This window comes from Pseudomonas sp. BJP69 (assembly GCF_007633355.1).
GTDB lineage: Bacteria > Pseudomonadota > Gammaproteobacteria > Pseudomonadales > Pseudomonadaceae > Aquipseudomonas > Aquipseudomonas juntendi.
In genome coordinates this window covers 508,336-531,190 of sequence record NZ_CP041933.1, presented here as the reverse complement: position 1 = coordinate 531,190, position 22,855 = coordinate 508,336, and the positions used below count along the sequence as shown (strand labels likewise).

The 22,855-nt window shown below is 59.1% G+C and carries 30 protein-coding genes; 2 read left to right on the top strand and 28 right to left on the bottom strand.

Annotated elements, in window-relative coordinates; translation table 11 throughout:
* Positions 1 to 3: 3 nt before the first annotated feature.
* From FPB55_RS02495 to fdnG, 3 genes are read right to left on the bottom strand one after another with little or no spacing between them, the layout of a single operon-like run.
* Positions 4 to 660 carry a formate dehydrogenase subunit gamma gene (locus FPB55_RS02495; protein WP_009685688.1) on the bottom strand — a complete coding sequence of 219 codons (657 nt, stop codon included), beginning with the start codon at positions 658 to 660 and terminating at the stop codon, positions 4 to 6.
* Positions 657 to 1,607 (bottom strand): formate dehydrogenase subunit beta, encoded by a 951-nt coding sequence (gene fdxH / locus FPB55_RS02490; protein WP_009685687.1) that lies wholly within the window; start codon positions 1,605 to 1,607, stop codon positions 657 to 659. The genes FPB55_RS02495 and fdxH overlap by 4 nt, the downstream gene beginning before the upstream one ends.
* Positions 1,607 to 4,675: a formate dehydrogenase-N subunit alpha gene (gene fdnG / locus FPB55_RS02485; RefSeq protein WP_144187464.1), complete on the bottom strand. Its 3,069-nt coding sequence runs from the start codon at positions 4,673 to 4,675 to the stop codon at positions 1,607 to 1,609. The genes fdxH and fdnG overlap by 1 nt, the downstream gene beginning before the upstream one ends.
* A 205-nt stretch (positions 4,676 to 4,880) precedes the next feature.
* Between fdnG and FPB55_RS02480 the strand changes: the two genes are divergently transcribed.
* Positions 4,881 to 5,210, top strand: a complete 330-nt coding sequence (locus FPB55_RS02480) for a heme-binding protein (RefSeq protein ID WP_144187462.1) — start codon at positions 4,881 to 4,883, stop codon at positions 5,208 to 5,210.
* A gap of 87 nt (positions 5,211 to 5,297) precedes the next feature.
* Here FPB55_RS02480 and FPB55_RS02475 read toward each other — a convergent pair whose 3' ends face one another.
* A complete protein-coding gene (locus tag FPB55_RS02475; protein ID WP_009681967.1) occupies positions 5,298 to 5,846 on the bottom strand; it encodes a single-stranded DNA-binding protein in 549 nt (182 codons plus the stop codon).
* 9 nt (positions 5,847 to 5,855) lie between these two features.
* The gene (locus FPB55_RS02470) at positions 5,856 to 7,250 is read right to left on the bottom strand and encodes an MFS transporter (protein WP_144187459.1); all 1,395 of its coding nucleotides are present in this window, start codon (positions 7,248 to 7,250) and stop codon (positions 5,856 to 5,858) included.
* A 129-nt stretch (positions 7,251 to 7,379) separates the two neighbouring features.
* On the opposite strand from FPB55_RS02470, the gene uvrA reads away from it, so the two are divergent.
* The gene (uvrA, locus tag FPB55_RS02465; RefSeq protein ID WP_029885054.1) at positions 7,380 to 10,214 is read left to right on the top strand and encodes an excinuclease ABC subunit UvrA; all 2,835 of its coding nucleotides are present in this window, start codon (positions 7,380 to 7,382) and stop codon (positions 10,212 to 10,214) included.
* Between the two features lie 134 nt (positions 10,215 to 10,348).
* Here the strand turns inward: uvrA and bfr are convergent, their stop codons facing one another.
* The 23 genes from bfr to rpsC all read right to left on the bottom strand — a co-directional run bounded on the left by bfr (position 10,349) and on the right by rpsC (position 22,848).
* Positions 10,349 to 10,813, bottom strand: coding sequence for a bacterioferritin (gene bfr / locus FPB55_RS02460; protein WP_009681979.1), 465 nt, complete (start codon positions 10,811 to 10,813; stop codon positions 10,349 to 10,351).
* A 162-nt stretch (positions 10,814 to 10,975) separates the two neighbouring features.
* Positions 10,976 to 12,415: a catalase gene (locus FPB55_RS02455; RefSeq protein WP_054904980.1), complete on the bottom strand. Its 1,440-nt coding sequence runs from the start codon at positions 12,413 to 12,415 to the stop codon at positions 10,976 to 10,978.
* 172 nt (positions 12,416 to 12,587) lie between these two features.
* On the bottom strand, positions 12,588 to 12,974 hold the full coding sequence (rplQ, locus tag FPB55_RS02450) for a 50S ribosomal protein L17 (protein ID WP_003255451.1): 387 nt from the start codon (positions 12,972 to 12,974) through the stop codon (positions 12,588 to 12,590).
* A 42-nt stretch (positions 12,975 to 13,016) separates the two neighbouring features.
* A complete protein-coding gene (gene rpoA, locus FPB55_RS02445; protein ID WP_003255452.1) occupies positions 13,017 to 14,018 on the bottom strand; it encodes a DNA-directed RNA polymerase subunit alpha in 1,002 nt (333 codons plus the stop codon).
* Between the two features lie 22 nt (positions 14,019 to 14,040).
* A complete protein-coding gene (rpsD, locus tag FPB55_RS02440; RefSeq protein WP_009681977.1) occupies positions 14,041 to 14,661 on the bottom strand; it encodes a 30S ribosomal protein S4 in 621 nt (206 codons plus the stop codon).
* Between the two features lie 15 nt (positions 14,662 to 14,676).
* Positions 14,677 to 15,066 carry a 30S ribosomal protein S11 gene (gene rpsK, locus FPB55_RS02435; RefSeq protein WP_003255454.1) on the bottom strand — a complete coding sequence of 130 codons (390 nt, stop codon included), beginning with the start codon at positions 15,064 to 15,066 and terminating at the stop codon, positions 14,677 to 14,679.
* An 18-nt stretch (positions 15,067 to 15,084) separates the two neighbouring features.
* Entirely contained in the window at positions 15,085 to 15,441 is a 357-nt protein-coding gene (gene rpsM, locus FPB55_RS02430; RefSeq protein WP_009681976.1) for a 30S ribosomal protein S13, read from the bottom strand.
* A gap of 131 nt (positions 15,442 to 15,572) precedes the next feature.
* A complete protein-coding gene (gene rpmJ / locus FPB55_RS02425; RefSeq protein WP_002555468.1) occupies positions 15,573 to 15,689 on the bottom strand; it encodes a 50S ribosomal protein L36 in 117 nt (38 codons plus the stop codon).
* A gap of 28 nt (positions 15,690 to 15,717) precedes the next feature.
* A complete protein-coding gene (gene secY / locus FPB55_RS02420; RefSeq protein ID WP_003257108.1) occupies positions 15,718 to 17,049 on the bottom strand; it encodes a preprotein translocase subunit SecY in 1,332 nt (443 codons plus the stop codon).
* Positions 17,050 to 17,484, bottom strand: coding sequence for a 50S ribosomal protein L15 (gene rplO, locus FPB55_RS02415; RefSeq protein WP_003255461.1), 435 nt, complete (start codon positions 17,482 to 17,484; stop codon positions 17,050 to 17,052).
* A gap of 3 nt (positions 17,485 to 17,487) precedes the next feature.
* Positions 17,488 to 17,664 carry a 50S ribosomal protein L30 gene (gene rpmD / locus FPB55_RS02410; protein ID WP_003255463.1) on the bottom strand — a complete coding sequence of 59 codons (177 nt, stop codon included), beginning with the start codon at positions 17,662 to 17,664 and terminating at the stop codon, positions 17,488 to 17,490.
* 2 nt (positions 17,665 to 17,666) lie between these two features.
* A complete protein-coding gene (gene rpsE / locus FPB55_RS02405) occupies positions 17,667 to 18,167 on the bottom strand; it encodes a 30S ribosomal protein S5 (RefSeq protein WP_003255465.1) in 501 nt (166 codons plus the stop codon).
* Between the two features lie 3 nt (positions 18,168 to 18,170).
* Entirely contained in the window at positions 18,171 to 18,521 is a 351-nt protein-coding gene (gene rplR / locus FPB55_RS02400; RefSeq protein ID WP_009681973.1) for a 50S ribosomal protein L18, read from the bottom strand.
* A gap of 10 nt (positions 18,522 to 18,531) precedes the next feature.
* On the bottom strand, positions 18,532 to 19,065 hold the full coding sequence (gene rplF / locus FPB55_RS02395) for a 50S ribosomal protein L6 (protein ID WP_009681972.1): 534 nt from the start codon (positions 19,063 to 19,065) through the stop codon (positions 18,532 to 18,534).
* A gap of 12 nt (positions 19,066 to 19,077) precedes the next feature.
* Positions 19,078 to 19,470 carry a 30S ribosomal protein S8 gene (gene rpsH / locus FPB55_RS02390; protein ID WP_009681971.1) on the bottom strand — a complete coding sequence of 131 codons (393 nt, stop codon included), beginning with the start codon at positions 19,468 to 19,470 and terminating at the stop codon, positions 19,078 to 19,080.
* Between the two features lie 208 nt (positions 19,471 to 19,678).
* The gene (gene rpsN, locus FPB55_RS02385) at positions 19,679 to 19,984 is read right to left on the bottom strand and encodes a 30S ribosomal protein S14 (RefSeq protein ID WP_009681970.1); all 306 of its coding nucleotides are present in this window, start codon (positions 19,982 to 19,984) and stop codon (positions 19,679 to 19,681) included.
* Positions 19,985 to 19,997: 13 nt separating this feature from the next.
* Positions 19,998 to 20,537, bottom strand: coding sequence for a 50S ribosomal protein L5 (gene rplE, locus FPB55_RS02380; protein WP_003255474.1), 540 nt, complete (start codon positions 20,535 to 20,537; stop codon positions 19,998 to 20,000).
* Between the two features lie 20 nt (positions 20,538 to 20,557).
* Positions 20,558 to 20,872, bottom strand: coding sequence for a 50S ribosomal protein L24 (gene rplX, locus FPB55_RS02375; RefSeq protein ID WP_003255476.1), 315 nt, complete (start codon positions 20,870 to 20,872; stop codon positions 20,558 to 20,560).
* An 11-nt stretch (positions 20,873 to 20,883) separates the two neighbouring features.
* The gene (rplN, locus tag FPB55_RS02370; RefSeq protein WP_008089810.1) at positions 20,884 to 21,252 is read right to left on the bottom strand and encodes a 50S ribosomal protein L14; all 369 of its coding nucleotides are present in this window, start codon (positions 21,250 to 21,252) and stop codon (positions 20,884 to 20,886) included.
* A gap of 23 nt (positions 21,253 to 21,275) precedes the next feature.
* A complete protein-coding gene (rpsQ, locus tag FPB55_RS02365; RefSeq protein ID WP_023534981.1) occupies positions 21,276 to 21,542 on the bottom strand; it encodes a 30S ribosomal protein S17 in 267 nt (88 codons plus the stop codon).
* Positions 21,543 to 21,544: 2 nt separating this feature from the next.
* Positions 21,545 to 21,736, bottom strand: coding sequence for a 50S ribosomal protein L29 (rpmC, locus tag FPB55_RS02360; protein ID WP_002555481.1), 192 nt, complete (start codon positions 21,734 to 21,736; stop codon positions 21,545 to 21,547).
* Positions 21,736 to 22,149, bottom strand: a complete 414-nt coding sequence (gene rplP / locus FPB55_RS02355) for a 50S ribosomal protein L16 (protein WP_003255479.1) — start codon at positions 22,147 to 22,149, stop codon at positions 21,736 to 21,738. The genes rpmC and rplP overlap by 1 nt, the downstream gene beginning before the upstream one ends.
* Before the next feature lie 12 nt (positions 22,150 to 22,161).
* On the bottom strand, positions 22,162 to 22,848 hold the full coding sequence (gene rpsC / locus FPB55_RS02350; protein WP_003255481.1) for a 30S ribosomal protein S3: 687 nt from the start codon (positions 22,846 to 22,848) through the stop codon (positions 22,162 to 22,164).
* Positions 22,849 to 22,855: the final 7 nt, after the last annotated feature.

Genomic DNA, 22,855 nt, shown 5'->3' with positions numbered 1-22,855 from the left:
CGCTCATCCTTCTTTTCGTCCGTGATGACTCGGCGGCTTGTCGCCAGTCACTTCGCGGTACCACAGTTCATGGTGCTTGCGTGCCCAGGCGCGGCTTACCCAGCCGTGCAGCATGGCGCCAATCGAGCCTTTGATCCAGATACCGGCGTAGATGTGCACGATAATGCTGAGGATCAGCACGAAGGCCGCCAGTGCATGCAGCAACGCCGACAGGCGAATTACCTCGATGCCGAACCAGTGGCTGAAATACGCTCGCCAGATCACCACACCACTGACCAGCAAGACCAGCATGCACACCAGCAGAGTCCAGAACAGCAGCTTCTGCCCGGCGTTGTACTTGCCGATTGGCGGTACGCCCTCCTCCTGGTTACGCATTACCCGGTCAACCCGCCGCAGCCAGAGGCGATCATTCGCGGTGATGAAGTTGGCCCGCCAGAAGCGCACCACCAGGCCAACGAAGAACACGAACATCGCCACCCCCAGAAACGGGTGCAGGATGCGCGTCCACGGCCCACCGCCAAACAGGTTGCTGAGCCAGAACAGTGCCGGGTGAAACAGCGCCAACCCCGACAGCCCGGCGAGAAAGAACAGGATCGCCACCAGCCAGTGGTTGCTGCGCTCGTTGGCGTTGTAGCGCAAGATGGGTTTGTTGTCGTTCATGGCCGCTGCTCCCCTTGCCCACCGGGCTTGCTCGGATCATAGACATGCACTGCAGGGTCCACTGTCTGCACGCTCGGGTCGGCCGCGGCCGGGTGTTCGTCCTCCTCCACCCGCTGTGGCCCGACCCGCACATAGTGGAAGAACCCGGCCAGCACCGCTGCGCCCATCGCCAACAACGCCAGGGGCTTGGTAAAGCCCTTCCACAACCCTACCAGCGGGCTGATCACCGGCTGGTCCGGCAGGCCGGCATACAGCTTGGGGGTATCGGCATGGTGCAACACGTACATCACGTGGGTACCGCCGACGCCATCCGGGTCATACAACCCGGCGTTGTCGTAGCCACGCGATTTCAGGTCGACGATGCGTTCGGCGGCATGCACCTTCATCTCGTCCTTGGTGCCGAACACAATTGCCCCGGTCGGGCAGGTTTTCACACAGGCCGGCTCCAGGCCCACGGTCACGCGGTCGGAGCACAGGGTGCACTTGTACGCCTTGTGGTCTTTCTGCGAGATGCGCGGAATGTTGAACGGGCAGCCGGTGATGCAATAGCCACAGCCAATACAGTGGTCCTGGTTGAAGTCGACGATACCGTTGGCATGCTTGATGATCGCCCCTGGGCTTGGGCACGCCTTGAGGCAGCCTGGCTCGGCACAATGCATGCAGCCGTCCTTGCGGATCAGCCATTCCAGGTTGCCGTCGTCGCGCTCGTGCTCGGTAAAGCGCATCAGCGTCCAGGTCTCGGCAGTGAGGTCCTGGGGATTGTCGTAGGTGCCGTGGTTGTGGCCGACCTCGTCACGCAGTTCGTTCCACTCCGAACACGCCACCTGGCAAGCCTTGCAGCCGATGCACTTGGTGGTGTCGATCAGCTTGGCGACTTCCTGCTGCTGGCGTACCGAGGGCGGCACGGTGGTGGTGGCCGAGCGGGCGATGATGTCTTGGCTGGCCATCAGAGTTTCTCCACTTTGACGAGGAACGACTTGGACTCTGGCGTCTGCGTGTTGCCGTCACCCAGGAATGGCACCAGGGTGTTGGTCAGGTAGCCATGCCGGGTTGCGCCGGTGAAGCCCCAGTGCAGCGGAATGCCGATCTGGTGCACGGTCTGGTTGTTGACCTGCAGCGGGCGAATCCGCTTGGTCACGACCGCCACCGCGTCGATATGGCCACGCTTGCTCGACACCCGCACCCGGTCGCCAGCCTTGATGCCTTTTTCATTGGCCAGCACCTCGCCGATCTCGACGAACTGCTCGGGCTGGGCGATGGCGTTGAGCCGGCAATGCTTGCTCCAGAAGTGGAAGTGCTCGGTCAGCCGGTAGGTGGTCGCCGCGTACGGGAATTCATCGGGCTTGCCGAGGGTGTCCCATACCGAGTCGAAGATGCGCCCGGCCGGGTTGCTGATCGCCTTCTTGTTCTGCGGGTGCAGCGGGTTGATGCCAATCGGTGTTTCGAACGGCTCGTAGTGCTCGGGGAACGGGCCTTCGGCCATCTTGTCGATGGCGAAGAACCGCGCCACGCCCTCGGGGTTCATGATGAACGGGTTCATCCCCGCCTCGGGTGGCGAGTCGACCTTGAAGTCGGGCACGTCGGTCCCGGTCCAGGTCTTGCCGTTCCACCACACCAGGCGTTTCTTTTCCGGATCCCAAGGCTGGCCTTGCGGGTCGCTGGAGGCACGGTTGTAGAGGATGCGGCGGTTGGCCGGCCAAGCCCAGGCCCAGTTCTGCACCTGGTGCATGCCGTACGGGTCGCTGTTGTCGCGGCGAGCCATCTGGTTGCCCTGCTCGGTCCAGCAGCCGGCAAAGATCCAACACCCCGATGCCGTGCTGCCATCGTCCTTGAGTTGACCGAAGCCCGACAATTGCTGGCCAGCCTTGAGGGCTGCACCGGCAGCATCGGTAAGGTCGGTGACCGCCCAGCCGTTCATTTCCTTGGCCAATTCCTCGGGGGATGGCTCATCAGCAATCTTGTACGGCCAGCTGATGTTCATGATCGCATCAGGGTAGGTACCGCCCTCGGTCTGGTAACGCTGACGCAGGCGCAGGAACAGCTCGCTCATGATCTGCACGTCGGTGCGGGTTTCGCCCGGCCCGTCGGCACCTTTCCAGTGCCACTGCAGCCAGCGGCTGCTGTTGACCAGCGAGCCATCTTCCTCAGCGAAGCAGGTGGTGGGCAGGCGGATCACTTCGGTCTGGATATTGGCCGTGTCCACGTCGTTGAACGGCCCCATGTTGCGCCAGAACTCCGAGGTTTCGGTGGCGAGCGGGTCCATGACCACCAGCCACTTGAGCTTGGCCAAAGCCGCGGTGACGCGGTTCTTGTCCGGCAGCGCGGCGATGGGGTTGAAGCCTTGGCACATGTAGCCGTTGACCTTGCCCTGGCCCATCATCTCGAACATGCGCAGCACATCGTAAGCCGGCACATCGAGCTTGGGCAGCCAGTCATAGCCCCAGTTGTTTTCAGCCGTGGCGTTGGCACCGTACCAGGCCTTCATCAGGCTGACATGGAACTTGCCGTAGTTCTGCCAGTAAGACAGCTGCCCCGGGCGCAGCGGTTTGGAGGCGCGCTTGTCGATATAGGCTGCGTAATCCTGTTCGGCATCGCCGGCCAGCGTCAGGTAGCCCGGCAGCGAATTGGACAGCAGGCCAAGGTCGGTGAGGCCCTGGATGTTGGAGTGGCCGCGCAATGCGTTGACCCCACCACCGGGCATACCCACGTTACCCAGCAGCAACTGCACCATGGCGGCACTGCGGATGATTTGCGCACCGATCGAGTGTTGCGTCCAACCCAGGGCGTAAAGAATCGTCATGGTCTTGCCCGGTACCGAGCAGCTGGCGATCTCTTCCCAGACTTTCATCATGGCGTCCTGCGGCATGCCACAGGTCATGCTCGCCAACGCCGGGGTATAGCGGCTGTAGTGCTGCTTCATCAGCTGGAACACGCAGCGCGGGTGCTGCAGTGTCGGGTCGACCTTGGCGTAGCCATCCTCACCCAGTTCATAACCCCAGCCGGACTTGTCGGCGTACACGCGCTTGGCCTCGTCGTAGCCGCTGAACAGCCCGTCTTCGAAGCCATAGTTCTCTTTGACGATGAACGACACGTCGGTGTAATTGCGCACGTATTCGTGCTGGATCTTGTCGTTGCTCAGCAGGTAGTTGATCAGCCCACCCATGAAGGCGATGTCGGTACCGGTACGGATTGGCGCGTAGTAGTCGGCCACCGAAGCCGTTCGGGTAAATCGCGGGTCGACCACGATAAGCCGCGCCTTGTTGTGCGCTTTGGCCTCGGTCACCCATTTGAAGCCGCACGGATGCGCTTCTGCTGCGTTGCCACCCATCACCAGGACCAGATTCGCGTTGGCGATATCTGACCAGTGGTTGGTCATGGCGCCACGGCCGTACGTCGGGGCAAGACTTGCCACCGTCGGGCCATGTCAGACACGTGCTTGGTTATCGAACCCCAGCATGCCTGTTGCGCGGATGACCTTGTGGGTCAGGTAGCCCGCCTCGCTGGAGGCGGCGGAGGCAGCGAGAAAACCGGTGGTGAGCCAGCGGTTGACGGTTTGCCCCTGGGCGTTCTTCTCGATGAAGTTGGCGTCACGGTCCTGCTTCATCAGGTCGGCAACGCGGTCCAGGGCCTCGTCCCAGCTGACCCGTACCCATTCCTGGCTGCCAGGCTTGCGCACCTCTGGGTACTGCAGGCGGCTCGGGCTGTGGATAAAGTCCAACAGGCCGGCACCTTTCGGACAGAGGGTGCCCCGGTTGACCGGGTGGTCGGCGTCACCTTCGATATGAATGATGTTCTGTTTGACGTTCTTGCCCGCATCGCCCTGGCTGTACAGGATCAGGCCGCAGCCGACCGAACAGTACGGGCAGGTATTTCGGGTCTCTTTGGTGTGCGCCAGCTTGAAGTGGCGCACCTGCTCGGCAAAGGCTGGCGTGGGGGCCATGCCCAACGCCGCCAGGCTCGAGCCTCCAAGGCCGATAGCGGCGACCTTGAAGAATTGCCGACGGTTCAGGTCCATCGTGCACTCCTGATCAGGTTTGGACGCACGAAACATTGCCGGCGCCTCTTGGTAGTCACGGTGGCGGGCCAAATTCTGCTCGCCAATGGATAAGACTAGTCAAGAATCGAGAAGGTGCGATGACATGTGTCAGGTAGAGAGCACTATGCCGGGTTATGGGGCTCATCACTTTCGGAAATGGACTACATAACTTCGCTCAGTCGTCATCAGCATCATCGACAACCACGGTAAGCCCAAGTATTTGCACCGTATGGACGGCGCAGACAAAGCCAGTATCAAGCTGGCGCAACTCAAGGCTGAGACGTCTGCCCGATTCCCCTTGGCCTCGCCCACCTCTGGCGAACACAGCCCTGCACACCCGGCTAAACCCTATGCATCGTTGCCGGGGCTCACCTTGCTGGAGGGAGGCCTGCCAATCATGGATAAGAACGGCCTGCACATCGGCGGCATCGGCATCAGCGGCGCAACGCCGGAGCTGGATGCGCAGTTCACCCGGGTGGCGCTTGAAGAACTGGGTGGTGAAAGCACCCTCTGAGGTGACTGCGCTGGCCTGCCGCATTCATAAAAAAACCCAGGGCCAAGGCCCTGGGTTTCTGGTTTCGCTAGCCGCCTGATGTTCTGATCAGAACGGAATATCGTCATCGAAGCTATCGAAGTCTGCAGCCGGCTGAGGCGCTGGCTGCTGTGGCGCCGGGCGCTGAGGGGCCTGTTGCGGGCGCTGGGCCTGCTGGCGCGGCGGGGCCTGGTTGTACTGCTGTTGACCACCACCCTGGTTGTAGTTGCCGCCACCCTGGTTGTACGGATCACCGCCTTGCTGCTGGCCCTGCGGGCGCCCGCCGAGCAGCTGCATGGTGCCGTTGATGTCGACGATGATCTCGGTGGTGTAACGCTTGATGCCGTCTTTTTCCCACTCGCGGGTCTGCAGCTTGCCTTCGATGTAGCACTGCGAACCTTTACGCAGGTACTCGCCGGCAATTTCGGCAACCTTGCCGAACAGCGACACACGGTGCCACTCGGTACGCTCGACCTTCTGGCCCGACTGCTTGTCGGTCCACTGCTCGCTGGTAGCCAGGCTCAGGTTGGTCACGGCATTACCGTTGGGCAGGTAGCGGACTTCGGGATCCTGGCCACAAGTGCCGACCAGAATGACTTTGTTAACCCCACGGGCCATAACGTTCTCCTAGGCTTCGCACGCCGAAGAGGCTGGATTCACCAGTCGCTCGAGGGTCGCACGGTCCAAAATTTTCGTATCCAGTTTGATATAGATGGCCGCTTCTTCAGCAACCACCACAGCGTCGGTCACACCCGGCACGGCCATCAGTCGCTCGGTCAGGCCGGCTTCCCGGGCTGCCTCTGGCGTCAGCGGCATGCGCAAGCTGGTCACATACGGCGGCTCGTTCATGGACAACGCGACGATCAGCCAGATTGCACACAACACCGCGCAGCCCAGGAATACCGTGTCCAACCCACCGTGCTGGAACAGCCAGCCACCCAGAATTCCACCCAGTGCCGCACCAAGGAACTGGCTGGTGGAATAAACCCCCATTGCCGTGCCCTTGCCACCGGCAGGCGACACCTTGCTCACCAGCGAAGGCAGCGAGGCCTCCAGCAGGTTGAATGCGGTAAAGAATACCACGGTGCCAATCACCAGTCCGCGCAAACCGTCAGCCCACTCCCAGAAGTATATCTCTGTCAGCAGCAGGACACTGACTGCACCGGCCAACACACGCTTCATCTTGCGCTTTTTTTCGCCGTAGATGATGAACGGCACAATTGCAAAAAATGAGATGAACAGTGCGGTCAGGTAGACCCACCAGTGCTGCTCTTTTGGCAGCCCGCCACGCTCGACGAAGGCCAGGGGCAGCGCGACGAAGCTGGCCATGAGGACGGCATGCAGCACGAAGATGCTCACGTCCAGGCGCAAAAGGTCCGGATGACGCAGGGTCGGGCCGAGTGCCTTGCGCGCCACACCCGACTCGCGGTGCTGCAGAAGGCTGTGGGTACTGGGCACGACGAAGGCGATCAGCAGGATGCCGACCAGGGCAAGCCCGGCAGTGGCAAGGAACAATCCTGACAAACCAAAGGCACTTGTCAGCAGTGGCCCGACGACCATGGCCACGGCAAACGACAGGCCGATGCTCATGCCGATCATGGCCATGGCCTTGGTCCGGTGTTGTTCACGGGTCAGGTCCGAGAGCAGCGCCATGACGGCAGCCGAAATTGCCCCGGCACCTTGCAGGATGCGCCCCGCGATCACCCCCCAGATAGAGTCGGCCTGGGCCGCCAGGACACTGCCCAGGGCAAAGATCACCAACCCCAGGTAGATGATCGGACGCCGCCCGATGCGGTCGGAAATCATCCCGAACGGAATCTGCAATACCGCCTGGGTCAGGCCATAGGCCCCGATGGCCAGGCCAATCAGCGCAGGTGTGGCACCGGCCAGGTCCATGCCGTAGGTGGCCAGTACCGGCAAGACCATGAACATGCCCAGCATACGAAAGGCAAAGACCAGGGCCAGGCCACCAGCAGCGCGGGTTTCGCTGCTGCTCATGCGCTCGTTGTGGGTGTCATGCATGGCGTAACCTCGTGTGAACCGGCGGCGATTCTATCAGTCCGACAGCTTGACGGCATCTACGCGACGCTTTGCCGCGTACTGGCAGGGGGCCGTATAATTCTTTGTTTATGCCCGCCAAGCGAGGCCGCAGTGGACAAGATCCTGATTCGTGGGGCACGTACCCACAACCTGAAGAACATCGACCTGACCTTGCCCCGGGACAAGCTGATCGTGATCACCGGCCTGTCCGGTTCCGGCAAGTCTTCGCTGGCGTTCGATACCCTGTACGCCGAAGGCCAGCGCCGCTACGTGGAATCGTTGTCGGCCTACGCCCGGCAATTCCTGTCGATGATGGAAAAGCCCGACGTCGACACGATCGAAGGTCTGTCCCCGGCAATCTCCATCGAACAGAAGTCGACGTCGCATAACCCGCGCTCGACGGTCGGCACCATCACCGAGATCTACGACTACTTGCGCCTGCTGTACGCCCGCGTCGGTACCCCACGCTGCCCGGACCACGACATTCCGCTGGAGGCGCAAACCGTCAGCCAGATGGTCGACCTGGTGCTGGAGCGCCCCGAAGGCAGCAAGCTGATGCTTCTGGCGCCGGTGGTGCGCGAGCGCAAGGGCGAGCACCTGGCAGTGTTCGATGAAATGCGCGCGCAGGGTTTCGTGCGCGCCCGGGTCAACGGCAAGCTCTATGAGCTTGATGAGTTGCCCAAGCTGGACAAGCAGAAGAAGCACAGCATCGATGTGGTAGTAGACCGCTTCAAGGTGCGCGCCGACCTGCAGCAGCGCCTGGCCGAATCGTTCGAAACTGCGCTGAAACTGGCCGACGGGATTGCCCTGGTGGCACCGATGGACGACGAGCAAGGCGAAGAGACGATCTTCTCCGCCCGTTTCGCCTGCCCGGTGTGCGGCCACGCGATCAGCGAGCTGGAGCCCAAGCTGTTTTCCTTCAACAACCCGGCGGGTGCCTGCCCGACTTGCGACGGCCTGGGTGTGAAGCAGTTCTTCGACACCAAGCGCCTGGTCAATGCCGAGCTTACCTTGGCCGAGGGTGCCATCCGCGGCTGGGACCGCCGCAACGTGTACTACTTCCAGATGCTCGGCTCACTGGCGGCGCACTATGGCTTCAGCCTGGAAGAGCCGTTTGGCGAGCTGTCTGCCGAGCACCAGAAGGTGATCCTGCAAGGCAGCGGCAAGCACAGTGTCGACTTCAAGTACCTCAACGACCGCGGCGATATCGTCAAGCGCTCGCACCCGTTCGAAGGCATTGTGCCGAACCTGGAGCGCCGCTACCGCGAGACCGAATCGGCCACCGTGCGTGAAGAACTGGCCAAGTTCCTCGGCACCCAGCCCTGCCCGGACTGCCGCGGCACCCGCCTGCGTCGCGAAGCGCGCCACGTGTGGGTTGGCGAGAAAACCCTGCCGGCGGTCACCAACCTGCCCATTGGCGATGCCAGCAGCTATTTTGCCGAACTGACCCTGACCGGCCGCCGCGGCGAAATTGCCTCGAAAATCCTCAAGGAAATCTGCGAACGCCTGCAGTTCCTGGTCAACGTCGGCCTCGACTACCTCACCCTGGACCGCAGTGCCGACACCTTGTCGGGGGGCGAGGCCCAGCGTATCCGCCTGGCCAGCCAGATCGGCGCAGGCCTGGTGGGGGTGATGTACATTCTCGACGAACCGTCGATCGGCCTTCATCAACGCGACAACGACCGCCTGCTGGCGACGCTTAATCACCTGCGCGACCTGGGTAACACGGTCATTGTGGTGGAGCATGATGAAGACGCCATCCGCCTGGCGGACTACGTAGTGGACATCGGCCCAGGTGCGGGCGTACATGGCGGGCAGATCGTCGCCGAGGGTTCGCCGCAAGAGGTCATGGACCATCCTGACTCGCTGACGGGCAAATACCTGTCGGGGCGCAAGAAGATCGTCGTGCCCGCCAAGCGCACGCCGCGCAACAAGAAGCTGCAACTCAAGCTGAAGGGGGCACGCGGCAACAACCTGCAGAATGTTGACCTCGAGGTGCCGATTGGCTTGTTGACGTGCGTGACCGGGGTATCTGGCTCGGGCAAGTCGACGCTGATCAACAACACCCTGTACCCGCTGGCAGCGACCGCCCTGAATGGCGCAAGCAGCATTGAGGCGGCGCCCCACAGCAGCATGGACGGCCTGCAGCACCTGGACAAGGTCGTGGATATCGACCAGAGCCCGATTGGCCGTACCCCGCGCTCGAACCCGGCTACCTACACCGGCATTTTTACTCCGATCCGTGAGCTGTTCTCCGGCGTGCCCGAGTCGCGCTCCCGCGGTTATGGCCCTGGGCGCTTCTCGTTCAACGTCAAGGGCGGCCGCTGCGAGGCCTGCCAGGGCGATGGCTTGATCAAGGTGGAAATGCACTTCCTGCCGGACATCTACGTACCCTGCGACGTGTGCAAGAGCAAGCGCTACAACCGCGAGACCCTGGAGATCAAGTACAAGGGCAAGAACATCCACGAGGTGCTGGAGATGACCATCGAGGATGCCCGCGAGTTCTTCGATGCGGTGCCGGCGTTGGCGCGCAAGCTGCAAACACTGATGGACGTGGGTTTGTCCTACATCAAGCTGGGGCAGTCGGCGACCACCCTGTCCGGCGGCGAGGCGCAACGGGTCAAGCTGTCCCGCGAGCTGTCCAAGCGTGACACCGGCAAGACCCTGTATATCCTCGACGAGCCGACCACTGGCCTGCACTTTGCCGATATTCAGCAGTTGCTGGATGTGCTGCACCGCCTGCGCGACCACGGCAACACCGTGGTGGTGATCGAGCACAACCTGGATGTGATCAAGACGGCCGACTGGCTGGTGGACCTGGGGCCAGAGGGTGGCTCCAAGGGTGGGCAGATCATTGCCTGCGGTACGCCGGAAGAACTGAGCGAGATGAAACAGTCGTATACCGGGCATTACTTGAAACCGCTGCTGGAGCGGGATCGGGCCTAAGGCATTTGGGGGCGCTTTGCGCCCCATCGCGACACAAGGCCGCTCCTACAGGCGATCGCATCAACCTTTGGGTGGCGCGATCGCCTGTAGGAGCGGCCTTGTGTCGCGATGGGCTGCAAAGCAGCCCCCGGCTATTACATCTGCGATTGCAGGTAGTTCTCCAGGCCAATGGCCTTGATCAGACCCTGCTGCTTTTCCAGCCAGTAGGTATGATCTTCTTCAGTGTCGGCCAACTGCGCACGCAGAATGTCGCGGCTGACATAGTCCTTGTGCAATTCGCACAACTCGATGCCTTTGCACAACGCAGCGCGCACTTTGTATTCAAGCTTGAGGTCGGCTTCGATCATTTCCGGCACGGTGCTGCCGACTTCCAGATCGTCTGCGCGCATGTCAGGTGTACCTTCCAGCATGAGGATACGACGCATCAGCGCATCAGCGTGTTGCGCCTCTTCTTCCATCTCGTGGTTGATACGCTCGTAGAGTTTGGACAGGCCCCAGTCTTCGTACATGCGCGAATGAATGAAGTACTGGTCGCGTGCCGCCAGTTCGCCCTTCAGCAGCGTGACGAGGTAGTTGATTACGTCCGGATGGCCTTGCATCGCCCTGTTTCTCCATGTGGAAGCTTCTATGCCGCATAGTGTGAACCAGCTTTTGCCGAAGGTCACTGAAAAAGGGGCAATCCGGGCAAAAAATCGGCTAAACAGTAGTGATATTCATTGAAAAACCGCCCAAATGAGGGCGGTTCTTCTTATCACTTCGAGTTAAGCGAGATTCACGCCCAACGCCTTGGCGATACCTTCGCCATAGGCCGGGTCAGCCATGAAGAAATACTGCAACTGGCGCTGGATGACATCGTCACTGACCCCTGCCATGGCCCCGGCGATGTTGCTGATCAGCAGCGCCTTCTGCTCGTTGCTCATCAAGCGGAACAGCGCGCCGGCGTGGCTGTAGTAGTCGTTGTCCTCACGGTGATCATGGCGGTCCGCTGCACCGGTGAGCGCCAGTGCCGGTTCAGCGTGACGCGGTGACTGCTTGGGTGCGTCGGCGTAGCTATTAGGCTCGTAATTCGGCGCCGCACCATAACTGCCGGTCGCCATGGAGCCGTCGCGCTGGTAGCTGTTCACAGCGCAGCGCGGTGCATTCACCGGCAGTTGCTGGTGGTTGGTACCGACACGGTAGCGGTGGGCGTCAGCGTAGGCGAATACGCGGCCCTGCAGCATGCGGTCGGGTGACAGACCAACGCCAGGCACCATGTTGCTAGGCCCAAACGCTGCTTGCTCGACTTCAGCGAAATAGTTGAGCGGGTTCCGGTTAAGCTCCAGCACCCCCACCTCGATCAGCGGGTAGTCCTTCTGCGACCAGGTTTTGGTGACGTCGAACGGGTTTTCCTTACGGCTCGCCGCCTCCGCTTCGCTCATGACCTGCATGCACACGGTCCAACGCGGGTAGTCACCACGCTCGATGGCTGCAAACAAGTCGCGCTGCGCATAGTCCGGATCGGTACCGGCCAGGCGTGCCGCTTCTGCGGGGGCGAGGTTCTTGATGCCTTGCTGGGTCTTGAAGTGCCACTTCACCCAGGTGCGCTCGCCTTTCTGGTTGATCAGGCTGTAGGTGTGGCTGCCAAAGCCGTGCATATGGCGATAGCCATCAGGGATGCCTCTATCCGAGAACAGAATGGTGACCTGATGCAGCGCTTCAGGCGAATGCGACCAGAAGTCCCACATCATCTGGGCATTCTTGAGGTTGGTCTGTGGGTGGCGCTTCTGGGTGTGGATAAAGTCCGGGAACTTCAACGGGTCGCGAATGAAGAACACGGGGGTGTTGTTGCCCACAATGTCCCAGTTGCCTTCTTCGGTATAAAACTTTACAGCGAAGCCACGCGGGTCACGCTCGGTATCGGCTGAACCACGCTCGCCACCGACGGTGGAAAAACGCAGGAAGGTTTCGGTTTGCTTGCCGATTTCGCCGAAAAGCTTGGCGCTGGTGTAGGCCGTTATATCGCGGGTGACGGTGAAGGTGCCGTACGCACCCGAACCCTTGGCGTGTACGCGGCGCTCCGGAATGTTCTCGCGATTGAAATGGGCGAGTTTCTCGATGAGGTGGAAGTCGTCGAGCAACAATGGGCCACGTGGGCCGGCGGAGCGGGAGTTCTGGTTGTCGGCTACTGGTGCACCGCTGGCGGTGGTAAGAGTCTTGCTCATGGGCTCTCCTTATCGGTCTTCGAACGCCGGCTGATCGGCTATGGCGAGAGTATCGATGAGCCAGGCTGCTAGAGCAAATTCATTGGCTGACTTGTATCAATAGAAATAAACAATAGCTGCAGATACAAAAAACCGGGCACTAGGCCCGGTTCTTTGTAGCAGACAGAACGTCTTACTCAGCAGCTTCTACAGCACCGCCGACAGGACGATCAACCAGCTCGACGTACGCCATAGGCGCGTTGTCGCCAGCGCGGAAACCGCACTTCAGGATGCGCAGGTAGCCGCCCTGACGGGTGGCGTAGCGCTTGCCCAGGTCGTTGAACAGTTTGCCAACAGCGGACTTCGAACGGGTACGGTCGAAGGCCAGACGACGGTTAGCAACGCTGTCTTCCTTGGCCAGGGTGATCAGCGGCTCGGCAACGCGGCGCAGTTCCTTGGCTTTCGGCAGGGTGGTTTTGATCAGCTCGTGCTCGATCAACGACACTGCCATGTTCTGGAACATAGCCTTGCGGTGAGAGCTGGTACGGCTCAGGTGACGTCCACTTTTACGATGACGCATGATTCATTCCTTACCAAACACTACGTTCGGTGATTACGACGATCAGGCGGTCGCCTTGTCGTCTTTCTTAAGACTTGCAGGCGGCCAGTTGTCGAGGCGCATGCCGAGAGACAGACCACGAGAGGCCAGGACGTCCTTGATTTCAGTCAGGGACTTCTTGCCGAGGTTAGGAGTTTTCAACAGCTCTACTTCGGTACGCTGAATCAGGTCGCCGATGTAGTAGATGTTCTCCGCCTTCAGGCAGTTGGCCGAACGTACAGTCAGTTCCAGGTCGTCAACCGGACGCAGCAGGATCGGATCGATCTCGTCTTCCTGCTCGACTACGACAGGCTCGCTGTCACCTTTGAGGTCGACGAACGCGGCCAGCTGCTGTTGCAGGATGGTCGCAGCGCGGCGGATAGCCTCTTCAGGGTCCAGGGTGCCGTTGGTTTCCAGATCAATGACCAGTTTGTCCAGGTTGGTACGCTGTTCAACACGGGCGTTCTCGACCACATAGGCGATACGACGCACCGGGCTGAACGAAGCGTCCAACTGTAGACGGCCAATGCTACGGCTTTCGTCTTCGTCGGTTTGACGGGAGTCGGCCGGCTCGTAACCACGACCACGAGCTACAGTGAGCTTCATGTTCAGGGCGCCGTTCGACGCCAGGTTCGCGATTACGTGATCGGGGTTGACGATCTCGACATCGTGATCCAGCTGAATATCGGCAGCGGTAACCACCCCCGAACCCTTTTTCGACAAGGTCAGCGTAACTTCGTCACGACCGTGCAGTTTGATAGCCAGGCCTTTCAGGTTCAACAGGATTTCAATGACGTCTTCCTGAACACCTTCGATCGCGGAGTACTCATGGAGTACGCCATCGATCTCGGCCTCGACTACTGCACAGCCAGGCATGGAGGACAACAGGATGCGGCGCAGCGCGTTGCCCAGGGTATGGCCGAAACCACGCTCGAGAGGCTCGAGCGTAATCTTGGCGCGGGTCGGACTGACTACCTGCACATCAATATGGCGGGGAGTCAGGAACTCATTTACCGAAATCTGCATGGATGCACCTATTTTCTAGCCCTTACTTGGAGTAGAGCTCGACAATCAGGTTCTCGTTGATGTCGGCAGACAGGTCGCTGCGAGCAGGAACGTTCTTGAAAACGCCCGACTTTTTGGCAGCATCCACGTCAACCCACTCAACGCGGCCACGCTGGGCGCAGAGTTCAAGGGCTTGAACAATGCGCAGCTGGCTCAGCGACTTCTCGCGAACCGCGACCACGTCACCCGGACGAACTTGGTAGGATGGAATGTTTACAGTCTTACCGTTGACGCTGATCGCTTTGTGCGAAACCAGCTGACGGGACTCGGAACGAGTCGAGCCGAAGCCCATACGGTAAACGACGTTATCCAGACGGCACTCGAGCAGTTGCAGCAGGTTCTCACCGGTTGCGCCTTTTTTCGAGGCAGCAGCTTGGTAGTAACCGCGGAACTGACGCTCCAGAACACCGTAGATACGACGAACTTTTTGTTTCTCACGCAGCTGGGTGCCGTAGTCGGACTGACGGCCACGGCGCTGGCCGTGGATACCTGGGGCTGCTTCGATGTTGCACTTCGATTCCAGAGCGCGAACGCCGCTCTTCAGGAACAGGTCAGTGCCTTCACGACGAGACAGTTTGCATTTTGGACCAATGTAACGTGCCATTCTTCTGTCTCCTGATTACACGCGACGCTTCTTCGGCGGACGGCACCCGTTGTGCGGGATAGGCGTCACGTCGGTGATGCTGGCGATCTTGTAGCCGCAGCTGTTCAATGCACGAACGGCGGACTCACGACCTGGACCTGGACCCTTGACGTTTACGTCGAGGTTTTTCAGACCGTATTCCAGCGCAGCTTGACCAGCACGCTCAGCAGCAATCTGAGCTGCGAACGGGGTGGATTTGCGCGAACCACGGAAACCCGAACCACCGGAGGTCGCCCAGGACAAAGCATTGCCCTGACGGTCGGTGATGGTCACGATGGTGTTGTTGAAAGATGCATGGATGTGGGCGATACCATCAACCACTGTCTTTTTAACTTTTTTACGAGGACGAGCAGCAGGTTTTGCCATGTCTATATTCCTGGGCGATTACTTGCGGATCGGCTTACGCGGGCCCTTACGGGTGCGTGCGTTGGTCTTGGTGCGCTGACCGCGAACCGGCAGACCTTTACGATGACGCAGGCCGCGGTAGCAACCCAGGTCCATCAAGCGCTTGATCTTCATGTTGACGTCACGACGCAGGTCACCTTCAGTGGTGAACTTCGCGACTTCGCCACGCAGGGTTTCGATTTGCTCGTCGCTCAGATCCTTGATCTTTGCGGCTGGGTTTACACCAGCGTCTACACAGATCTTCTGTGCAGTTGTGCGACCGACACCATAGATGTAGGTCAGCGAGATAACAGTATGCTTGTTATCTGGAATGTTGACGCCTGCAATACGGGCCATTCAGTGGGACTCCAATTGACAGCTACCTACGCCCCGGAAGCCAAGAAATAGGGCGCGAGATAATATCGCTGTAGAAACGAATAATCAACCCAGCAGCACACTAGCTGCTGGGTTTGAAGCGCAGATCACACTCAGCCTTGGCGCTGTTTGTGACGCGGTTCCGCGCTGCAGATCACTCGTACGACGCCTTCGCGACGGATGATCTTGCAGTTACGGCACAGCTTTTTCACCGATGCACGAACTTTCATTACCGACTCCTCGAACCTTAGGGGCGTATCAGCGCAGCAGGCCGCTGCCACCGTAGCCTTTCAGGTTGGCTTTCTTCATCAGGGATTCGTACTGGTGCGAAACGAGGTGCGATTGTACTTGGGACATGAAGTCCATCACAACCACTACCACAATCAGCAACGAGGTCCCGCCAAGGTAGAACGGCACATTTGCTGCCACCACCAGGAACTGGGGCAGAAGGCAGACGGCCATCATGTAAAGAGCACCGAACATGGTCAAACGGGTCAGTACGCCATCAATGTAGCGCGCCGACTGCTCACCAGGACGGATACCCGGAATAAAGGCACCGGACTTCTTCAGGTTTTCCGCTACGTCTTTCGGGTTGAACATCAACGCTGTGTAGAAGAAGCAGAAGAAAATGATCCCTGCACTAAACAGCAGAATGTTCAACGGCTGACCAGGAGCGATCGACTGCGAGATGTCCTGCAGCCAGCCCATACCTTCGGACTGACCGAACCAGGCACCCAGCGAAGCCGGGAACAGCAAAATGCTGCTCGCGAAAATGGCCGGGATAACCCCCGCCATGTTCACCTTCAACGGCAAGTGGCTGGTCTGCGCAGCGAAGACCTTGCGGCCCTGCTGACGCTTGGCGTAGTGAACGGCGATACGACGCTGACCACGCTCAATGAACACCACGAAACCGATAATCGCTACTGCCAGCAAACCGATTGCGACCAGGGCGAAAATGTTGATATCGCCTGTGCGTGCAGACTCGAAAGACTGCCCGATTGCTCTCGGAAGACCGGCAACGATACCCGCGAAGATCAACATCGAGATACCGTTGCCCACACCGCGCTCGGTGATCTGCTCGCCCAGCCACATCATGAACATCGCGCCCGCCACGAAAGTGGACACGGCGACGACATGGAAGCCCAGGCCTACAGAAAACGCCACGCCCTGGTTGGCCAGGCCAATGGACATGCCAATGGCTTGAACCAGTGCCAGGATAACGGTGCCGTAGCGGGTGTACTGGCTGATCTTGCGACGGCCAGCTTCACCTTCCTTCTTCAACTGCTCCAGTTGCGGGCTGACCGCAGTCATCAGCTGCATGATGATCGATGCCGAGATGTACGGCATGATCCCCAGTGCAAAGATGCTCATGCGCTCGAGCGCGCCACCGGAAAACATGTTGAACAAGCTAAGAATGGTCCCCTCATTCTGCCGAAACAGATCCGCCAGACGGTCCGGATTGATGCCAGGTACCGGGATATGTGCGCCTATCCGATAGACGATGATCGCCATGAACAGAAAGCGCAGACGAGCCCAGAGTTCCGACATCCCGCCCTTACCGAGCGAAGAGAGAGCACCTTGCTTAGCCATTTATTCCTCGAATTTGCCGCCAGCTGCTTCGATAGCCGCACGCGCACCCTTGGTGGCTGCGATACCCTTGATGGTGACTGCGCGAGTAACTTCGCCAGACAGCATGATTTTCACACGCTGAATGTGCTGGTTGATCACGTTGGCATCCTTCAGGGATTGCACGGAGATCACGTCGCCTTCCACTTTGGCCAGCTCGGACAGACGCACTTCAGCGCGGTCCATGGCTTTCAGGGAAACGAAGCCGAACTTCGGCAGACGACGGTGCAGCGGCTGTTGACCGCCTTCGAAGCCAGGAGCGATCGAACCACCCGAACGGGAAGTCTGACCTTTGTGGCCACGGCCGCCGGTCTTACCCAGACCGCTACCGATACCACGACCTGGACGATGCTTCTCGCGACGGGAACCCGGCGCTGGACTCAGATCATTGAGTTTCATCGATTAGCCCTCGACCTTCAGCATGTAGTAAGCCTTGTTGATCATCCCGCGGTTCTCGGGAGTATCCTGGACTTCTACAGTGTGACCGATGCGACGCAGACCCAGGCCTTTAACACACAGTTTGTGGTTAGGCAGACGGCCCGAGACGCTCTTGATCAGCGTTACTTTTACGGTTGCCATGATCAGAAGATCTCCTCGACGCTCTTGCCGCGCTTGGCAGCAATGGATTCAGGAGATTGCATGGCTTTCAGACCCTTGAAGGTGGCGTAAACCACGTTCACTGGGTTGGTCGAACCGTAGCACTTGGCCAGAACGTTCTGAACACCAGCAACTTCCAGGACAGCACGCATTGCGCCACCGGCGATGATACCGGTACCTTCCGAAGCAGGCTGCATGTAAACCTTCGAGGCGCCGTGGGCAGCCTTGGTGGCGTACTGCAGGGTAGTGCCCTTCAGGTCAACCTGGATCATGTTGCGACGGGCAGCTTCCATGGCTTTCTGGATCGCGGCTGGTACTTCGCGCGATTTGCCACGGCCGAAGCCGACACGACCTTTACCATCACCTACCACGGTCAGCGCGGTGAAGGTGAAGATACGGCCGCCTTTTACGGTTTTGGCAACGCGGTTAACTTGAACCAGCTTCTCGATGTAGCCTTCGTCGCGCTTTTGATCGTTATTTGCCATAACTTAGAACTCCAGCCCGCCTTCACGAGCAGCATCAGCCAGCGCTTTGACGCGGCCATGGTACTTGAAGCCGGAACGGTCAAAGGCAACTTGAGATACACCGGCGGCTTTCGCACGCTCAGCTACCAGCTTGCCAACCTTAGTGGCCGCGTCGATGTTGCCAGTGGCGCCATCACGCAGTTCTTTGTCCAAGGTCGAGGCGCTTGCCAGAACCTTGCTGCCGTCGGCCGAAATGACCTGGGCGTAGATGTGCTGCGAGGAGCGGAACACGCACAGGCGCACGACTTCGAGTTCGTGCATCTTGAGACGTGCTTTGCGAGCGCGACGCAGTCGAATAACTTTTTTGTCGGTCATTTACTAGGCCCTACTTCTTCTTGGCTTCTTTACGACGGACTACTTCGTCCGCGTAACGCACACCTTTACCTTTGTAAGGCTCTGGCGGACGGAAGTCGCGGATTTCAGCGGCCACCTGACCCACCAGCTGCTTGTCGATACCCTTGATCAGGATGTCGGTCTGGCTTGGGGTTTCAGCGGTGATACCGGCTGGCAGTTCGTAGTCCACTGGGTGCGAGAAGCCCAGAGCCAGGTTCAGGACGGTGCCTTTAGCCTGTGCCTTGTAACCAACACCGACCAGCTGGAGCTTGCGCTCGAAGCCTTGGCTTACGCCTTGGACCATGTTGTTCACCAGAGCGCGGGTGGTACCGGCCATGGCGCGAGCTTGCTGGTCACCGTTGCGAGCGACGAAACGCAGCTCGCCAGATTCTTCGGTAACTTCAACAGACGAGTGAACGTTCAGTTCGAGAGTGCCTTTGGCACCCTTCACCGAAAGCTGCTGGCCGGCGAATTTGACTTCGACGCCTGCTGGCAGCTTAACGGGGTTCTTAGCGACGCGAGACATGCCTATCTCCCCTTAGAACACTGTGCACAGAACTTCGCCGCCGACACCGGCAGCGCGCGCAGCGCGATCAGTCATCACACCTTTGTTGGTGGAGACGATAGACACGCCCAGACCGCCACGTACTTTCGGCAGCTCTGCGACGGACTTGTACTGGCGCAGGCCTGGACGGCTGGAGCGCTTCAGTTCTTCGATGACCGGACGGCCTTCGAAATACTTCAGTTCGATCGACAGGGAAGGCTTGGCCTCACCAGTTACCTGGTAGCCAGCGATGTAACCTTCGTCTTTCAGAACTTTGGCAACCGCGACCTTCAGGGTGGAGGAAGGCATGCTTACGACGGACTTTTCAGCCATCTGGGCATTACGGATGCGAGTTAGCATGTCCGCTAACGGGTCCTGCATACTCATGGGCTAGATGCTCCTGATACAAGAATTATTAGCCTTGCGGCTATCACAACCACCCGAACAGGCAGGGGAAAACCCCAGGCTCAGGTGAGCCGGTCATTCTAGACACAAGGTAGAAACGAAACAAGCCCCATGTAGGGGCTTGTTTGATGGCAAGGTCACCGGCGGTCGGAAGATTGCTCCCCTTGCGCCGGGATCTTGCCTGCAGCGATTACCAGGAGGCCTTGACCAGACCTGGTACGTCACCGCGCATTGCAGCTTGACGCAGCATGTTACGGCCCAGGCCGAACTTACGGTATACACCGTGAGGACGACCGGTCAGGCGGCAACGGTTGCGCAGGCGCGAAGCGCTAGCGTCGCGTGGCTGCTTCTGCAGAGCGACTACGGCAGCGAAACGCTCTTCAGGAGAGGCGTTGACGTTGACGATGGTCGCTTTCAGTTCAGCACGCTTCTTAGCGAACTTGGCTACCGTGAGCTGACGCTTCAGCTCGCGGTTTTTCATGCTCTTCTTGGCCATTTTCCTACTCCAATCAGTTGCGGAACGGGAACTTGAAAGCACGCAGCAGAGCGCGGCCTTCGTCGTCCGAACGAGCAGTGGTGGTCAGGGTGATGTCCAAACCGCGCAGAGCATCGATCTTGTCGTAGTCGATTTCCGGGAAGATGATCTGCTCTTTCACGCCCATGCTGTAGTTGCCACGACCATCGAAGGACTTGGCATTCAGGCCGCGGAAGTCGCGGACCCGAGGCAGGGAGATCGCCAGCAGGCGGTCCAGGAATTCGTACATCTTGTCGCTACGCAGGGTCACCTTGACGCCGATCGGCCAGCCTTCGCGGACTTTGAAGCCAGCGATGGACTTGCGAGCGAAAGTCACAACCGGCTTTTGACCGGTGATCTTTTCCAGGTCGGCAACAGCGTGCTCGATGACTTTCTTGTCGCCGATCGCTTCGCCCAGACCCATGTTCAGGGTGATCTTGGTAACGCGCGGAACTTCCATCACGTTCGACAGCTTAAGTTCTTCCTTAAGCTTAGGAGCGATTTCGTTCCGGTAAATCTCTTTCAGTCGTGCCATGGTCTTCTACCTAGCAGTGTTCAAGCATCAACCGCTTTTTGGGTCGACTTGAAGACACGAATTTTTTTACCGTCTTCTACTTTGAAGCCAACGCGATCAGCCTTGTTGGTTTCACCGTTGAAGATGGCAACGTTGGAAGCGTGCAGAGGCGCTTCTTTCTCGACGATACCGCCCTGTACGCCCGCCATCGGGTTAGGCTTGGTATGACGCTTGACCAGGTTCACGCCACCGATGACCAGACGGTCATCAGCCAGAACCTTCAGCACCTTACCGCGCTTACCTTTGTCTTTGCCGGCGATCACGATGATCTCGTCGTCACGACGAATCTTTTGCATGTCGGATCTCCTTACAGCACTTCAGGGGCGAGCGAGACGATCTTCATGAACTTCTCGGTACGAAGTTCACGGGTCACTGGCCCGAAGATGCGAGTGCCGATCGGCTCTTGCTTGGTGTTCAGCAGAACAGCAGCGTTGCCGTCGAAACGAATGATGGAACCGTCAGCGCGACGTACACCGTGACGGGTACGGACGACAACAGCAGTCATCACCTGGCCTTTTTTGACCTTACCGCGCGGAATTGCTTCCTTGACGGTTACTTTGATGATGTCACCGATGCCGGCGTAACGGCGGTGCGAGCCGCCGAGCACCTTGATGCACATGACGCGACGAGCGCCGCTGTTATCGGCCACATCGAGCATGGATTGAGTCTGAATCATAAAATTTCTCCGACCCCTAGCCCTTAGACTTCAACAGCGCGTTCGAGGACTTCAACCAGTGCCCAGGACTTGGTCTTGGCCAGCGGACGGGTTTCGGTAATGGAAACCTTGTCGCCGATTTTGCACTGGTTGGTTTCGTCGTGCGCGTGCAGCTTAGTCGAACGCTTAACGTATTTACCGTAGATCGGGTGCTTGACGCGACGCTCGATCAGAACGGTGATGGTCTTGTCCATTTTGTCGCTGACGACACGGCCAGTCAGCGTACGGACGGTTTTTTCAGCTTCAGCCATGATCACTTACCTGCCTGCTGGTTGAGCACAGTTTTCACGCGAGCGATGTCACGCTTAACTTGCGAGAGCAGGTGCGACTGCCCCAACTGGCCAGTTGCTTTCTGCATACGCAGATTGAACTGGTCGCGCAGCAAGCCGAGCAGTTGCTCGTTCAGTTGCTGTGCCGATTTTTCACGAAGTTCATTCGCTTTCATCACATCACCGTCCGCTTAACAAAGGAGGTGGCGAGAGGCAGCTTTGCAGCAGCCAGGGCGAAAGCTTCGCGCGCCAGCTCTTCAGAAACACCCTCGATCTCGTACAGGACTTTGCCTGGCTGGATCTGGGCAACCCAGTACTCCACGGAACCCTTACCTTTACCCATACGAACCTCGAGAGGCTTCTTGGAGATCGGCTTGTCCGGGAACACACGGATCCAGATCTTGCCGCCACGCTTAACGTGACGGGTCAGCGCACGACGTGCGGACTCGATCTGGCGAGCGGTGAGGCGACCGCGAGCAACAGCTTTCAGGGCGAATTCGCCGAAGCTGACTTTGCTACCGCGCAGTGCCAGACCACGGTTGTGGCCAGTCATCTGCTTGCGGAATTTTGTACGCTTTGGTTGCAACATTTGGCGTACCCCTTACTTAGCAGCTTTTTTACGAGGCGCTGGTGCTTGTGGTTTCAGTTCTTCTTGGCGACCACCAATCACTTCGCCTTTGAAGATCCAAACCTTCACACCGATCACACCGTAAGTGGTGTGAGCTTCGTAGGTGTTGTAGTCGATATCGGCACGCAGGGTGTGCAGCGGCACACGACCTTCGCGATACCACTCGGTACGAGCAATCTCAGCACCGCCGAGACGACCGCTCACCTGGATCTTGATGCCCTTGGCACCAATACGCATGGCGTTCTGTACGGCGCGCTTCATGGCGCGACGGAACATTACGCGGCGTTCCAGCTGCTGAGCTACGCTCTGCGCAACCAGCATAGCGTCGAGTTCCGGCTTGCGGATCTCTTCGATGTTGATGTGCACAGGCACACCCATCTGCTTGGTCAGGTCCTGACGCAGCTTCTCGACATCTTCACCTTTCTTCCCGATAACGATACCTGGACGAGCGGTGTGGATGGTGATGCGTGCAGTTTGAGCCGGACGATGAATATCGATACGGCTTACGGACGCGCTTTTTAGTTTGTCTTGGAGGTACTCACGCGTTTTCAGATCCTTCAACAGGTAATCTGCGTAAGTAGCACCGTCTGCGTACCAGACGGAGGTGTGCTCCTTGACGATTCCCAGGCGAATGCCAGTGGGATGTACTTTCTGACCCATCTGATCG